This is a genomic window from Enterococcus sp. AZ080 (genome assembly GCF_051714945.1).
In the GTDB taxonomy this organism is placed as follows: domain Bacteria; phylum Bacillota; class Bacilli; order Lactobacillales; family Enterococcaceae; genus Enterococcus_B; species Enterococcus_B pernyi.
In genome coordinates this window covers 2,253,592-2,268,574 of record NZ_JBIOSV010000001.1, presented here as the reverse complement: position 1 = coordinate 2,268,574, position 14,983 = coordinate 2,253,592, and the positions used below count along the sequence as shown (strand labels likewise).

Below are 14,983 nucleotides of genomic sequence, written 5' to 3'. Positions count from 1 at the left end.
AAAAAAATGAACGAACAACAATTGAAAGAAATGATCACTTCCATGCTAAGTGAAATGGTAGCCGGTGAAAAAACAATAGAACAACCGAAAGCACCAGCCGCAACAACAAATACGATGACAACAACCATGCCAGTAGTAGAAGAAGGGATGATCGATGACATCACAGAGTTAGATCTGCGGAAACAGCTTTTGGTCAAAGATGCAAAAGACGAAACAGGATACTTGCGTATGAAGGCATTTACACCTGCTCGTATCGGAGTGGGACGTACAGGCACTCGCTATATGACTGATTCTACCTTACGTTTCCGTGCGGACCATGCAGCAGCACAAGATGCCGTATTCTCTGATGTTGATCCGCAATTGGTTGAGGAAATGGGCTTCATTTCAACACAAACGATTTGTAAAACAAAAGACGAATACTTGACTCGTCCAGATTTTGGTCGTCAATTTGACGAAGAAAATAGCACAAAAATCAAACAACAAACGACCGCAAAAGCCAAAGTACAGATCGTTGTTGGGGACGGATTAAGTTCTGCGGCTATCGGAGCAAATATCAAAGAAGTACTACCAGCAATCAAACAAGGCTTGAAAATGTATGGCTTAGATTTTGATCAAGTCGTATTCGTAAAATATTGTCGTGTACCATCAATGGATCAAATCGGCGAAATCACCGATGCAGAGGTCGTTTGTTTATTAGTTGGTGAACGTCCTGGGCTTGTAACAGCAGAATCGATGAGTGCGTATGTTGCTTACCGTCCAACTGTCGGAATGCCAGAAGCTCGTCGTACAGTGATCTCAAACATCCATAAAGGTGGGACACCAGCGGTCGAGGCCGGTGCATATATTGCGGAATTGATCAAGAAAATGTTAGATAAGAAAAAATCTGGTATTGAGTTGAAAGAAGCCGAATAGGAGGAGAAACATCAATGAAAAATGATCGTTTAGGCGCAAACGTCTTAAGTGTTCAAGTCATTCCTAATGTAGATGCTGCATTAGCGGAGCAATTTGGGTTGACACCAGGGATGCGCTCATTAGGTATCGTGACATCAGATTGTGATGATGTGACTTATGTGGCTTTAGATGAAGCAACAAAGGCAGCGGAAGTAGAAGTTGTTTATGCAAAAAGTATGTATGCAGGAGCGGCGAATGCCTCTACGAAACTTGCGGGTGAAGTGATTGGGATCATTGCTGGACCAAGTCCGGCTGAGATCACCAGTGGACTATCTGTCGTGACACAAGTCATTGAACAAGAAGCAAGCTTTATCAGTGCAAATGACGATGACAGCATCGTGTACTTTGCCCATGTGGTTTCTCGTTCTGGAAGATACTTATCAAAAGAAGCGAACATTCGTGAAGGCGAAGCAATTGCTTACTTGATTGCGCCACCTTTAGAAGCGATGGTTGCACTAGATGCAGCATTGAAAGCGGCGGATGTTGAAATCTGCAGTTTCTTTGGACCACCATCTGAAACAAACTTTGGTGGGGCGCTTTTAACGGGTAGTCAATCAGCATGTAAAGCAGCTTGTACAGCTTTTGAACAGGTCGTTCAACGGATTGCAGAAAATCCGTTGAGCTACTAAGGGAGTGTCACGAATGAATGCGATTGGAATGATCGAAGTTCGCGGATTTTTAGGCGCTGTCAGTGTCAGCGATGCTGCGTTGAAATCCGCAGATGTGACCTTGTTGAATGCGGAGATCATCAAAGGTGGACTAACCACTGTCCAACTAAGTGGTGATGTTGCTGCTGTGAATGCAGCAGTCGATGCAGGGGTCGTCGTAGCGAAGGCGTTGAACTGTCTGATCTCACATCATGTGATTTCACGGGTGGATGAACAGACGCACATCCTTTTTCAACAACCGAAAACAGAAGAACGTGTCACTGAAGTAACACCTGATCGTTTAGAAGAACCAGCCGAGCCGACGAAAGTCGAAACGAAGGTTGAAGCCACCCAGATCAGTGAAACAAACGATCGTCGTGCGGAGTTACAAGCAAAACGTGTCGCAGAGCTACGAAAAGAAGCTTACAAATTGAATGTGAAACATTTAAAACCATCAGAAATCAAATCTGCAAGCAAACAATCATTAGTAGAGGCGATCATGGCAGAAATTAAAGGAGTGACCCATCGTGGATAAAGATTTACGCTCGATCCAAGAAACCCGTGATTTGATCGAAGCTGCAAAAAAGGCGCAAAAAGTATTAGAAACATTTTCGCAAACGCAGATTGATCAAATCGTCAAAGCCGTTTCAGACGCTACATTTGCACAACGTGAACGTCTAGCGAAAATGGCGAATGAAGAAACTGGCTTCGGCATCTATGAAGACAAAATCATCAAAAATGCTTTTGCTTCAAAAATCGTTTATGAAGAATTCAAACATACGAAAACAGTGGGTGTCATCAATGAAGACCCACAGAAAAAGGTAACGGAGATTGCCGTACCTGTTGGCGTAGTTGCTGGGTTGATCCCATCGACAAACCCAACTTCAACAGTGATCTACAAAGCATTGATCGCATTGAAAGCTGCGAATAGTATCGTCTTCTCCCCACATCCCAACGCATTACAATCGATCCAAGCGACAGTGGAGATCATTCGTTCAGCGATCGAATCTGCGGGTGGACCAAAAGAGAGTGTTTCAGTGATCACGACACCAACGATGCAAGCAACAAAAGAATTGATGACCCACAAAGATACAAACTTGATCTTAGCCACTGGTGGCAATGCGATGGTCAAAGCTGCGTATTCTTCAGGAACACCGGCGATCGGCGTAGGCCCAGGCAATGGTCCAGCATATATTGAACGTAGCGCATTGATCCCAATGGCGGTGAAACGGATCATGGATTCTAAAACATTTGATAATGGAACGATCTGTGCATCAGAACAGTCGATCATCGTGGAAAAAGTCAATCGTGAAGCAGTCAAAGCTGAATTGATCAAACAAGGTGCTTACTTCTTGAGTCCAGACGAAGCAGATAAATTGTCTCGCTTTATCTTACGACCTAACGGCACGATGAACCCACAAATCGTTGGACGTTCGGTTCGTCATATCGCTTCATTAGTTGGGTTGAATATTCCATTTGATCGTCGTCTGATCGTGGCAGAAGAAAGCAACGTTGGCATCAAGTATCCATTCTCAAGAGAAAAATTAGCACCGATCATTGCTTTTTACACGGTAGAAAACTGGCAAGAAGCTTGTGATCTATCGGTAGAAATCTTAAAAGGTGAAGGTGCAGGACACACAATGTGTATCCATACTGAAAACAAAGAAGTCGTTCGTGAATTTGGCTTAAGAAAACCAGTTTCTCGTCTGTTGATCAACACCGCAGGTTCATTAGGCGGAATCGGGGCTTCAACTGGCTTAGTTCCAGCGTTGACACTAGGGTGTGGCGCCGTTGGTGGAAGTTCTACATCTGACAATATCGGAGTAGAAAACCTATTCAATGTTCGTCATGTCGCTTACGGTGTCACTGATCTAGCGGACATCCGTCAAGAATTTGGCGCTGGCGCTCAAATGCCAGTCCAAGAAACAAACAACCAAGGGGGCAACAAAGATGAGTTGATCGATACACTCGTTGCCCAAGTATTAGCTCGATTACAATAATATGTAATATATATTAATTGAAAACACACACAATAGGAGGAAATTATAATGTCAAGTACAAACGCTTTAGGAATGATCGAAACTCGTGGATTAGTAGGTGCTGTTGAAGCAGCAGATGCAATGGTGAAAGCAGCAAACGTAACATTGATCGGCAAAGAACAAGTAGGTGGCGGCTTAGTAACAATCATGGTTCGTGGTGATGTTGGGGCTGTAAAAGCAGCAACAGATGCAGGTGCAGCAGCAGCTGAACGTGTTGGCGAATTATTATCTGTACACGTGATCCCACGTCCTCACACTGAAGTAGATGCGATTTTACCAAAAGTGGCTGAATAATCATCGTTATAGACATCTAAAATGAAACAAGAGGTTGTGACAGAAGGGTTCAGCTCCGAGAAATAAGGGCGAAAAGCCGAAAATATTTTCTCATATTTTTGGCTTTTCGCCCTTATTTTTGAAGGAGTTGCTTCTGGAATGCCGTTTATCTATGTTGTGGAAGTAAAGTGGATATTATTGTTATAGGCTTGTTTCCAAGACGAGATCAATGCTTGGAAATAATCCATTGGAGAAAGGAGAGCGTCCTATGAGTGTGATTACAGAAGACCAGTTACGGCACATGTTTCGGAAAAAAGAAATACAAACAGGAATCACTTTCGTTGTGCCAAAGGATTGTCTTTTGACTCCCGCAGCTTCTAGCTATTTACGTGAGCATCATATTCCGCTTATGCGAGAAAACCTCGTTTCTTCTCCAATGGAGAAACCTAAGCAACCTATGTTTGAACAAGAATCGTTGATGCCCAGTGTGCGACGAAAAATCTGTTTAGAAATAAAAAAACTGAAAAATCTACTCTTCTTTCATTTATTGGAAGAAAACGATATTTATGCCGAAGGTTGGTTGTATTTAGAGTATCAGCAAGATTGGTTAGTAAGCTTTAGTCGATTGGATGGGGAAAAGCTCTCAACTCATCCAAAACGACTTTCAGGAATGATGTATCGTTCCTCCTTGCAAAAAAGAACCTTGCGCTATTCAATCAATGAGATCGAGTATCAAATAGAGAAAAGCAGTCAATTGTTAGAAGAATTTCCGACAGATTTAGCTATTTTTATGTTATGGGCAGAAGAATTGCAACGTATGATTCAACTGCCGAAAAATGAGTAGGAGATGAACCGATTGGATCATTTAAATGAAATTATCAATGAAGTGGTACAACGTATCCAGTCACAACAACATTCTTTCGAAGTAGAAGCTTCAGGAAGACACGTGCATTTGAGTCGCAAAGATATCGACGCATTATTTGGTCCAGGATACCAATTGACCAAAGTAAAAGAATTGTCCCAACCAGGTCAGTATGTCTGCAAAGAGCGGATCACTGTCGCAGGTCCCAAAGGCTTATTCCAAAATGTGGTTATTTTAGGCCCAGAACGTGCGGAGTCACAAGTCGAAGTTTCGATGACGGATACACGTATTTTAGGCAGTCGCGTGCCTGTCAGAGAAAGCGGCAAAATCGAAGGAACACCAAGTGTGGTCTTGATGAACGGTGAATCAGCTGTTCAATTAGATAAAGGGTTGATCGTGGCAAAGCGCCATGTCCATATGACGCCAGAAGATGCAAACAAAAACCAAGTAGTGAATGGTCAAACGGTGAAAGTACGTGTGGAAGCAAGTCGTCCGCTGATCTTTGATGATGTGGTTGTCCGTGTCAGTCCAGATTTTGCGACGTATATGCACATTGATTACGATGAAGCAAATGCGTGTGGCTTGAACAAAGGAGATCGTGGTTACATTTGTAAATAGGGAGGGGATTTCGTGAAGGTAACGGAGATTGAAAAAGTCATTCAGCAAGTCACCGAAATGCTGATGAACCGATTGCCCGCAGCTTACTATCAGTTAGCATGGATGGACGAAAAAGCAAGTTATCCTACAACGTTATTCGCTGAACGATCGATGGTCGATTGGATAGAAACGCAAGATCCAACGAAAAGCGATGGCTTAGTCGTCCAACATGTCAGTTTTCCTCAATTGGCCGCGATTGCTCAGTTGCTACCGATTGATCGTAAAACGGCGAGTATCCTTTCTTTTTTGTTCGCAGGAAAGCCTGTCTTGGTTCTGCAAACAGAGTCAGTGACCAGTCCAAACAAAATGAAGTACCATCTGAAAAAGAAAATCACTGAATCAACAGTGCAATGCCAACGTTATGGGATGTATTTTTTCGAAGAAGAAAATGCAAGCTATGACTCATTTTTAGCGGCTTGCCGAAAAAAGGTGTTAGCAAATGAGTTGCCAAAGCGAAAGTATATCACAGAGAAGCAATTGATCCAGCGACTACAACAAACAAATGGAATAGATTTAATGAATCAGGAACGGTTGACACCCTTAGCAGAGGAGTATGCGCTAAGAAATCGTTTATTCAAATGAGGAGGGATCACAGATGCTATTAGGTGAAGTGACTGGAAGTCTATGGTCGACCAGAAAAGATGAAAAACTAAATGGTTGGAAACTACTGATGGTCGATGTACTAGACGAGAAAGAAACAAAAATCGGATTTATTGTCGCAGCAGACAATGCCGGTGCCGGAGTTGGTGACAAGGTATTGATCAGCAAAGGACAAGCAGCCAGAATTTCAGCTGGTGATCCAGATACACCCATTGATGCAATGATTGTCGGTGTGATTGATTCAATTGAAGAATAAAGGAGATTTACGATGAGTATCAATGAAATCATTATGTATATCATGGTTCTTTTTATGGTTATCGGCGGGATCGATAAATGTATCGGGAACAAATTAGGTTTAGGGGAACAATTTGAAGAAGGCTTGATGGCGATGGGTTCATTAGCTTTGTCAATGGTCGGGATCATCACATTAGCACCTGTTCTTGCAACAGTTCTTAGCCCAATCGTTGTACCTGTGTATGAATTCTTAGGTGCGGATCCTTCGATGTTTGCGACGACTTTGTTAGCAAACGATATGGGTGGCTTCGCCTTAGCACAACAAATGGCACATGATCCACAAGCTGGCTTGTTTGCCGGTGCGATTCTAGGTGCAATGATGGGCCCAACATTAGTTTTCACGATTCCCGTTGCCTTAGGGATCATTGAAAAAGAAGATCAACAATACTTAGCAACAGGTGTGCTGAGCGGGATAATTACGATTCCATTAGGTTTGTTAGCAGGTGGCTTAGTCGCTGGTATGCCAATGAGTATGATCTTACCAAACTTATTGCCGATCGTGATAGTGGCTGCTTTGATCATCGTTGGTCTATGGTTAGCGCCACAAGGAATGATCAAAGGATTCAATGTCTTTGGTAAAGGTGTAGTAATCGTCGCAATTGCTGGCTTGGTCATTGGTGCAATCCAACAATTAGTTGACATCACATTGATTCCAGGAATTGCTCCGGTGACAGAAGGTATCGAAGTAGTGGGTGACATTGCGTTGACATTGGCTGGCGCATTCTGTTTAGTAGCTGTCATCACACGAGTGTTCAACAAACCATTGATGAAATTAGGAAAAGTTTTAGGTATGAATGAAATTGCAGCTGCCGGCATGGTGGCTACTTTAGCAAACAATATCCCAATGTTCCAAATGTTAAAAGATATGGACCGTCGTGGAAAAATCATCAATGTAGCATTTGCAGTTTCTGCTTCATTTATTTTAGGTGATCATTTAGGCTTTACTGCGGGCGTGGCGAAAGAAATGATTTTCTCGATGATGGTTGGAAAAATCGTTGGTGGGATCACTGCAATCTTTGTCGCAGTATTCATGGCCAATCGTTTATTAGGAAAAGAAAAAGAAGTAACCGTAAGTGAGCAAACAACAACGAAAGAGCAAACGATCGTAGAATAGGAGCGTGGCGAAAATGGCAGAATTAGATCGTCAAATGATCGAAAACTTAGTACGACGATTAGTGATGGAAAAATTGATGCCGGCAAAACAGGTCGATCCTAGTGGTGTTGCTTCCATTAGACTAGCAGAAATGACTGTTTCTGAGGAAGATCGCCTTGATACAGGTAACCCTGCTGACCGTGTGTATACAAAAGATCTTTTTTCATTACAAGAAAGCCCACGTCTAGGTTGTGGCATTATGGAAATGACCGATACGACTTTTGATTGGACGTTAGAATATGATGAAATCGATTATGTGATTTCTGGTCAGTTAGATGTATTGATCGATGGACGCAAAGTCTCTGCAAAAGCTGGCGAATTGATCTTGATCCCGAAAAGTACGAGTATCCAGTTCTCAGTAACTGGTGAAGCACGCTTTATCTATGTCACTTATCCAGCCGATTGGCAATCGCAATAAACAAAGTATTTCGGAAGTACCGGTTATTTGGTTTTATGGCTGGTCGGGCTTCATGATCTCAGGTAACAATGAATAGGTGCAAATAATCAATTTAAGTGAGTGGCTATTTTTTATTTCAAGTATCGTTACATGAGAGTGCGGAAGAAGGTCTAGAATGTACTAAAGCCGAATAACCGGTGCTTCTGAATAGTTTAGGTTTAATGAGTCAAGTGGCACGTTTTGAAGCGGCAGTATTTTTTGTCGCATAAATGATCTGAAAAGTGAAGTGGTAAATTCTGTTGATTCAGGATTTACCGCTTTTTTGTTGCTTTTCCCAATAGCATCATTCCTTAGAATTTTCTTGTTTTATGTTATTGTAAGAGAAAGAACAAACAAGAAAGGAAGAAATCGGATGAAAAAAGCGTTGTTGATCGTTAACCCTAGTTCTGGAGGAGAAAAAGCAAAAGAATATGAAGAAATGGCAGAAAATAAATTGCGTACCATTTTTGAGGAAGTCCAAGTCTTGCACACTGAAAAAAGTGGCGATGCAACAAATTTTGCTCGTGAAGGGGCGTTGGAAAAAGTCGATAGTGTCTTTGCGATGGGCGGTGATGGAACAGTCAATGAGGCAATCAGCGGTCTCGCAGAGCAAGAGGAACGACCAAATTTTGGCTTCTTTCCTTTAGGAACGGTCAATGATCTAGCCCGAGCATTGAATATGCCGATTGATCCAGAAGAAGCCATCCAACAATTCTCGATCGACCACACGAAACCGTTAGATATCGGGAAAATCAATGATCAATACTTTATGAACGTCGTTGCCATTGGAACGATTCCAGAAGCGATCAATGACGTTGATCCTGAAAAGAAAACCAAACTAGGAAAGATGGCTTATTTTATTTCTGGCTTCAAACAACTGACGAATACCCAATCCTATACGTTCCGTGTGGAAGCTGATGGCGTAGAGGAAGAAATCGAAAGTAGCACACTGCTGATTGGTTTGACAAACTCAGTCGGTGGTTTTGAGACGCTCTTACCAGAGGCAGAAATCAATGATGGCAAGCTTCATTTTGTATATTTAAAAGACCGCTCATTTTTTGATACCTTAAAAGCAGTGCCTGATTTGATCAAAGGGGTCGATGCGACAACGGAGAATCTTGCGTATCAGACCGCAGAAAAACTAGTGATTTCTTTAGTGGACGAAGAAGAACTGGCAACAAATATCGATGGAGATGAAGGAACAAAACTTCCAGTAACGATCGAAGTATTACCGTCTCATCTATCCGTTTATTGTTAGAATCAAATTAAACAAAATCAACTAGACCAACTACCTAAAACCACGAATATGAAAGATAAAAATAGAAAAGGGTGACTCGATGATGAAACAAATCAACCGAGTCATCCTTTATTTTTTGCGTTTTTTTGTAAACATTGGATGAATTTGTTAAGAGGATTTTTTATGGTTTTCATTTATTTCAAAAAAAGACGCAGATGTACCAAGGTGTTGGTTGATCAAAGAAAAGAACCCTTGTTTTACAAATGATTTACAATCTTCATCTACTCCTATCGCGAAGTCCATTAGAAATTTACATTGAGTCCATAAAATGGAAGATGTACCAAATAAAAAACAAGGGAGCTTACCACACATGTTTTGGAATAAAAGACGATTGAAACTTATTAGTGCGATGTTTTTCATGACCGGTTTATTTTTATTAGCTGGGTGTAATTCTAATGCTCAAGCGGATGGCGAAAGTCAACATTCTTCTGAGCCAATCAAGATTGCTTTTTATCCCAATGAATCAGCAAGTGAATTTGAACAATCAAGAAATGAAATCCAATCGATCGTATCAGAAGCAACAGGTAGAGACGTCGAAATCGTCATAAGTACGGACTATAATATCGTGATCGAATCCATTGCCAACGGACAAGTAGATTTGGCATATATGGGGCCCGATGGCTATATTGAAGCAAATAGAAAAAACGAAAATGTTCAAGCGATTTTAACAAATTCGGGTGCAAGTGGCACTCTGGAAGATGCCGTCTATTACAGTTTTATTGTCGTCAATGAAGAAGATACAGCGGAGTATCAAGAGGGTGATGGCTATACGTTGGAACCGATCGAAGGCAAAGCGTTTTCCTTTGTCTCTAATTCTTCGACTTCTGGGTTTAGAGTACCAAGTCAAGCAATCGTTGATCAGTTTGGACTTGGTAGTTCGGATGAATTGATCATCGATGGCGATTTCTTCAACAAAGTACTTTTCGGAGGTTCCCATCAAGGCTCTGCCGTCAACTTGCTTAAGGGAGATGCGGATGCAGCAGCATTTATGAACATGGCTCAATATTTTGATGTCGTGGAGGGGGAAGAAAACAAAGCTGGTGTCGTTTACCAAGTAAAAGCTGATGCAGAGGCACCATTTGATACAGTCAGAGGCGAAAAAGTCCGTGTGATCCATTCGATCCCAGTGTTAAATGGACCATTTGTTGTCAACAAAGATAATCTGGATGAAGAAACAGTCGATAAAATCACTCAAGCCATGATGAGTGAAGAAGTGACGAATAATGAAGCGATCTTTTCACCAAAAGACTCAGAATCTGTGGGTCTATATCAGAAAGAAGCCGATGAACAATTTGTAGAAGTCACTGATAGTTTCTATGACCCACTTCGCTCGAAGTAGAAAGGACGAGCCATGCTATTACAAGTAGACTCGATTTCAAAAACCTATAGTAACGGGAAACAAGCGTTAAAGGACATTTCCTTTCAACTAGAAAAAGGAGAATTTGTTTCGATCATCGGACCATCTGGGGCAGGAAAATCCACGATTCTACGTTGTATCAATCAGTTGATTTCTGCCAATGAAGGGGCTGTCTTCTTTGAAGATGAGGACATGCAACGTCTAAAGAAGAAGTCTTTGCGCTTAAAAAGAAGAAGAATCGGTATGATTTTCCAGCATTATAATTTAGTCAGTCGCCTCACAGCTATTGAGAATGTCCTTCACGGTAGACTTGGATACAAGTCTGCCGTGAAAGGCTCGATTGGTGTCTACAATGAAGAGGAAAAACAGGAAGCCTTCGATTTGTTAGAAAAAGTCGGATTATCAGAGTTTGCTTACACACGTTGTGATGAATTGAGTGGTGGACAAAAACAACGTGTCGGGATTGCTCGAGCGTTGATGCAACGTCCTGCGTTGATCTTATGTGACGAACCGATTGCATCTTTAGACCCCAAATCTTCGAAAGTCGTTATGGATTACTTACGGCAAGTGACGAAAGAATTAGATATCGCTTGTCTAGTGAATCTTCACCAAGTAGAGGTTGCGATCGATTATTCCGATCGGATCATTGGCGTAAACAGTGGCAATGTCGTGTTCTCTGGGAACCCAGATGAACTGACAACAAATCAAATCAATCAGATTTATCAGTCTGATGAATTGTTAGTATAGGGAGGGCTTGGATGGATAAAAAACTGAATCAAGATCTCTTTCGTAAAAAGAAGCAGTTTTTATTTGTGACACTCTTTAGCTTTGTTGTCGTGTACGTTGCCTTTTCACAATTTGTTGGCTTTCAATTTGGTGCAGCTATTGCGGCGATTCCCCAGAGTTTTGTCTGGTTGTTCACCAATTTTATCCCAACGGAAAATTCGATCCAATCCTTGCCATTGATCTTATCTAAATTACTTGAGACGGTTTTGTTGTCGATCACAGCAACGATGACTGCCACAGTATTTTCATTGATCACGGCAATCATTGGTTCAGAGACAACTGGCCTGAATAAGGGAACAAAAACAGTGGCACGGGTCTTTGCTAGTTTTTTTAGAAATATCCCGATCGTGGTTTGGGCAATGGTCCTACTGTTGAGTTTCAAACAAAATGAATTTACTGGTTATTTAGCCATCACCTTTACAACGTACGGTTACTTGACACGCTCGTTTATGGAAACGATCGATGAAGTGGCAGGAAGTATCACAGAAGCGATGACGGCGACTGGTGCTTCTTACTTTGCGATCATTTTTCAAGGCGTCTTACCGATGGTCTTTGGTAAGCTGATCAGTTGGATATTGTTCATGATCGAAAACAACATCCGTGATGCAACATTGGTCGGCATATTGACCGGAACGGGGATCGGTTTTCTATTTGACCTCTATTATAAGAAATTTCGCTACGATATGGCAGGAATGGTCATCTTGACGATCGTTGTCATCGTGATCGCACTGGAACTTTCGTCCAATAAAATTAGGAGGATGATTCATTGATATGGTCCAACGACAAAGTGAACTTGAATTAGCGGTGACAGAAACCGTCTTAGCCCAACCGACAAAAATCAGACGAAATGCTAAAAAGAAAATCCGTATTCGCGTGTGGAAAACCTATCGGATCGTCCCTTGGGTCTTGTTTACGCTACTGACTAGTATATCGATCTACACCTTACTCACGATGGATTATGGCGAGGTTGTATTGCTGGATGCGACGCGACAATTTTTTACAGACTTGCAACGGATTTTTCTCCAGCCAAGACTCTCTGGACGTTTTTCTTTTGAGACATTGCTCCAAGCTTTAGGTATGACGGTAGGTTTGGCGGTGATCACCACATTGCTTGGAGGTGTGACAGCCTTCTTGATGGCGTTATTTACAGCAAGAAATATCAGCCATTCAGGCCCATCAAACGCGATCCGAACAGTGATGTCCTTCATCCGTGCGGTGCCAACGATCTTGTGGGTCATGATTTTCTCGATCTTGATTGGATTGGGTGCGAATGCGGCAATCATTGGCATGTCTTTTCACACGATTGCTTACCTCACAAAGGTCTTTTCTGAGAGTATTGAAGAAATCGATTCTGGTGTGATCGAAGCATTGCGTGCATGTGGGGCAAGTTGGTGGCAGGTGGTGTTCCAAGCAATTTTACCTTCTTGTATGACCGCTTTGCTTTCTTGGTTGTTCATTCGTTTTGAGATCAACTTTACTAATGCGATTGCCGTAGGTGCCGCCGCAGGAGCGGGTGGTTTAGGGTTCCAACTTGCGATGACAAGTAGTTTTTATTTTGATTTTCATGAGATCGGCGTATTAGTGTATATGATTTTAGCAGTAGTTGCGATCTTAGAAGTCGTGGCGATCAGACTACGAAAAAAATATATCATTCACGCTTGATTGAGATGAAATTGACTGGAAAAAAGGAGAGGAGAACGTCGAGTGAAAGCAGATTTGCATGTCCATAGTTACTTTTCAGATGGTAGCAGTTCACCAGAAGAACTACTCAAATTAGCATTGAATCATCACATGAATATCCTGTCCGTCGTAGATCAAGATACCTCGGCGGGATTAGCTCACATAAGACAGGTCTTCGCTCCTTCCCCAATCAATTTTATTGAAGGCATCGAAGTGACCGCTTATGATTTCAAACGCCGGCAACAGGTACATATCTTGGGGTATAATTTACTGAATTATCAGTATATCGAACAGTTATGTGAACCGTTGCGTGCGGCGCGAACAAGAAATACCTTACGTCAGTTGAGACGTATCCAAACTGAAGGATTTCGTATCAAAGAAGAGCAAGTAAGACAGTTTGCGAAACAGGCGACCGCTCTTTACAAACAACACATCATGTCTGCGTTGATCAAAGCAGGATACGATACATCGATTGATGGACATCTTTACCGTAAATTATTCAAATATAATGATTTTGGTCAAGAAGAGGCAGAGATGATCGATGTCTACGAAGTGATCCAAGCAATCAAGATCGGCGGCGGGATGTCCGTCGTTGCCCATCCGGGAAAGCTCGACAGTTTCGAGTTGATCCCTGAACTGGCTTCGTTTGGTATTGATGGTATCGAAAAATATCATCCAGAACATAGTTTGAAAGATCAACGAAAAGTACAGGAATTAGTTGATCGTTTCAATATCCACTGTTTTGGAGGATCTGATTTTAAAGGGAAGAACGGGCCAGATTATTTTGGTGAGTGTGCCATGGCTAATGTTCGTGAATTTCCTGACGAGTTATTACTCGATGCACATATGAAAGCCAACTAAATTTTTTTCTTTTTTATCCTATATTTTATTTAGCCCCCTGGCTGAAAAGACGGTCTTTCCATTCGTGCGATCATCCTTGCACGTGTTGAAAGACCGTTTTTTGTGTAGGTAAAAAGTATCTAGTACGCCATTACTGTCTAGAATGGAATAAACGGAGTTCAAGAAGGGGCACTTTAATAATAAGAGGGTACTTCTGTTCCCGCCGTTTATTCGGTTATAGGTGGGGGAGGTGAACGAATGTCCCATTCCCTGATCAGTGTGAACCGTTACTTCAAGACAGTGGTTTTTTTGTTTTCAAGTGTTGTCAATCTAACGCAGCAACAAATCGTTGCGTGATCTCTTGTGGGCGGGTAATGGCGCCCCCAACCACGATACCAGCTACACCTAACGCTTGGATTTCCTTGGCTTGTTGGGGCGTGTGGATCTTTCCTTCTGCAATCACGCACACATCTGCTTCAAGAAGGCGTTTGATCAACTGCACATCAGGCCCTTCTGTTTCTTCACTTTCTTCGGTATAGCCGCTCAATGTCGTCCCGACAAAATCGATCCCGGCTTTATAAGCATTGATTCCTTCTTGAAAGGTCGCAATATCTGCCATGAATAATTGATGAGGATATTTCGTTTTGATTTGTTCAATGAATGCGTTGATCGATAAGCCATCGTGTCGTTTACGCAGGGTACAATCAAGTGCAATCACTTCTACGCCAGTGGCGACTAATTCATCCACTTCTTTCATCGTTGCAGTGATAAACGGTTTTTCAGGTGGATAGTCCCGTTTGATGATACCGATCATCGGTAAATCAACTTTCTCTTTGATCTCTAAAATATCTCTGACTGAATTTGCCCGAATACCGACTGCGCCAGCTTTCTTTGCAGCTAGTGCAAAATAAGGCATCAAGCCACCTTCTTCTGAATAAAAAACTTCGCCAGGTAATGCTTGGCAAGAAACGATCAATCCATGACTGATTTGTTCTAAAAATTCTTGTTTGTCCATTTGTCAAAAACTCCAATCTGAAAACAATAGTAAGCAATTTCTACCAAGAAATATAGCATCCGCTTTCATGCGTGTAAAGAGAAAGGGCTTTATTCA

The 14,983-nt window shown here is 42.0% G+C and carries 18 protein-coding genes; 17 read left to right on the top strand and 1 reads right to left on the bottom strand.

Annotated features, from left to right (window positions below; all coding sequences use genetic code 11):
• Positions 1 to 6 precede the first annotated feature (6 nt).
• The 17 genes from eutC (at position 7) to IGK01_RS10640 (ending at position 13,893) form a co-directional block, all read left to right on the top strand.
• Positions 7 to 912, top strand: coding sequence for an ethanolamine ammonia-lyase subunit EutC (eutC, locus tag IGK01_RS10720; RefSeq protein WP_010734671.1), 906 nt, complete (start codon positions 7 to 9; stop codon positions 910 to 912).
• Positions 913 to 926: 14 nt separating this feature from the next.
• The gene (eutL, locus tag IGK01_RS10715; protein WP_010734672.1) at positions 927 to 1,580 is read left to right on the top strand and encodes an ethanolamine utilization microcompartment protein EutL; all 654 of its coding nucleotides are present in this window, start codon (positions 927 to 929) and stop codon (positions 1,578 to 1,580) included.
• Between the two features lie 13 nt (positions 1,581 to 1,593).
• Positions 1,594 to 2,133, top strand: a complete 540-nt coding sequence (locus tag IGK01_RS10710; protein WP_010734673.1) for a BMC domain-containing protein — start codon at positions 1,594 to 1,596, stop codon at positions 2,131 to 2,133.
• Positions 2,123 to 3,598 carry an acetaldehyde dehydrogenase (acetylating) gene (locus tag IGK01_RS10705; protein WP_409173939.1) on the top strand — a complete coding sequence of 492 codons (1,476 nt, stop codon included), beginning with the start codon at positions 2,123 to 2,125 and terminating at the stop codon, positions 3,596 to 3,598. The genes IGK01_RS10710 and IGK01_RS10705 overlap by 11 nt, the downstream gene beginning before the upstream one ends.
• Positions 3,599 to 3,646: 48 nt before the next feature.
• Complete coding sequence (locus IGK01_RS10700; RefSeq protein ID WP_010734677.1) at positions 3,647 to 3,931, top strand: BMC domain-containing protein; 285 nt, start codon at positions 3,647 to 3,649, stop codon at positions 3,929 to 3,931.
• A 247-nt stretch (positions 3,932 to 4,178) separates the two neighbouring features.
• Positions 4,179 to 4,754, top strand: a complete 576-nt coding sequence (locus IGK01_RS10695; RefSeq protein WP_438840744.1) for a hypothetical protein — start codon at positions 4,179 to 4,181, stop codon at positions 4,752 to 4,754.
• Positions 4,755 to 4,757: 3 nt separating this feature from the next.
• Positions 4,758 to 5,390 carry an ethanolamine utilization phosphate acetyltransferase EutD gene (eutD, locus tag IGK01_RS10690; protein ID WP_034691491.1) on the top strand — a complete coding sequence of 211 codons (633 nt, stop codon included), beginning with the start codon at positions 4,758 to 4,760 and terminating at the stop codon, positions 5,388 to 5,390.
• Between the two features lie 12 nt (positions 5,391 to 5,402).
• On the top strand, positions 5,403 to 6,011 hold the full coding sequence (locus tag IGK01_RS10685) for a hypothetical protein (protein ID WP_438840743.1): 609 nt from the start codon (positions 5,403 to 5,405) through the stop codon (positions 6,009 to 6,011).
• A gap of 13 nt (positions 6,012 to 6,024) precedes the next feature.
• A complete protein-coding gene (locus IGK01_RS10680; protein WP_010734681.1) occupies positions 6,025 to 6,285 on the top strand; it encodes a EutN/CcmL family microcompartment protein in 261 nt (86 codons plus the stop codon).
• A 12-nt stretch (positions 6,286 to 6,297) separates the two neighbouring features.
• Positions 6,298 to 7,437, top strand: a complete 1,140-nt coding sequence (eutH, locus tag IGK01_RS10675; RefSeq protein WP_438840742.1) for an ethanolamine utilization protein EutH — start codon at positions 6,298 to 6,300, stop codon at positions 7,435 to 7,437.
• Between the two features lie 13 nt (positions 7,438 to 7,450).
• A complete protein-coding gene (locus tag IGK01_RS10670) occupies positions 7,451 to 7,894 on the top strand; it encodes a cupin domain-containing protein (RefSeq protein ID WP_409173560.1) in 444 nt (147 codons plus the stop codon).
• Positions 7,895 to 8,285: 391 nt separating this feature from the next.
• Positions 8,286 to 9,170 (top strand): diacylglycerol/lipid kinase family protein, encoded by an 885-nt coding sequence (locus IGK01_RS10665; RefSeq protein ID WP_010734684.1) that lies wholly within the window; start codon positions 8,286 to 8,288, stop codon positions 9,168 to 9,170.
• Between the two features lie 307 nt (positions 9,171 to 9,477).
• A complete protein-coding gene (locus IGK01_RS10660) occupies positions 9,478 to 10,548 on the top strand; it encodes a phosphate/phosphite/phosphonate ABC transporter substrate-binding protein (protein ID WP_428221906.1) in 1,071 nt (356 codons plus the stop codon).
• Positions 10,549 to 10,560: 12 nt separating this feature from the next.
• The gene (gene phnC, locus IGK01_RS10655; RefSeq protein WP_224434181.1) at positions 10,561 to 11,313 is read left to right on the top strand and encodes a phosphonate ABC transporter ATP-binding protein; all 753 of its coding nucleotides are present in this window, start codon (positions 10,561 to 10,563) and stop codon (positions 11,311 to 11,313) included.
• A gap of 11 nt (positions 11,314 to 11,324) precedes the next feature.
• Positions 11,325 to 12,122 (top strand): ABC transporter permease subunit, encoded by a 798-nt coding sequence (locus IGK01_RS10650; RefSeq protein WP_438840741.1) that lies wholly within the window; start codon positions 11,325 to 11,327, stop codon positions 12,120 to 12,122.
• Position 12,123: 1 nt separating this feature from the next.
• Positions 12,124 to 13,014, top strand: coding sequence for a PhnE/PtxC family ABC transporter permease (locus IGK01_RS10645; RefSeq protein ID WP_010734688.1), 891 nt, complete (start codon positions 12,124 to 12,126; stop codon positions 13,012 to 13,014).
• A gap of 42 nt (positions 13,015 to 13,056) precedes the next feature.
• Positions 13,057 to 13,893: a PHP domain-containing protein gene (locus IGK01_RS10640; RefSeq protein ID WP_023520150.1), complete on the top strand. Its 837-nt coding sequence runs from the start codon at positions 13,057 to 13,059 to the stop codon at positions 13,891 to 13,893.
• Between the two features lie 304 nt (positions 13,894 to 14,197).
• Here the strand turns inward: IGK01_RS10640 and IGK01_RS10635 are convergent, their stop codons facing one another.
• Entirely contained in the window at positions 14,198 to 14,887 is a 690-nt protein-coding gene (locus IGK01_RS10635; RefSeq protein WP_438840740.1) for an N-acetylmannosamine-6-phosphate 2-epimerase, read from the bottom strand.
• Between the last annotated feature and the right edge of the window lie 96 nt (positions 14,888 to 14,983).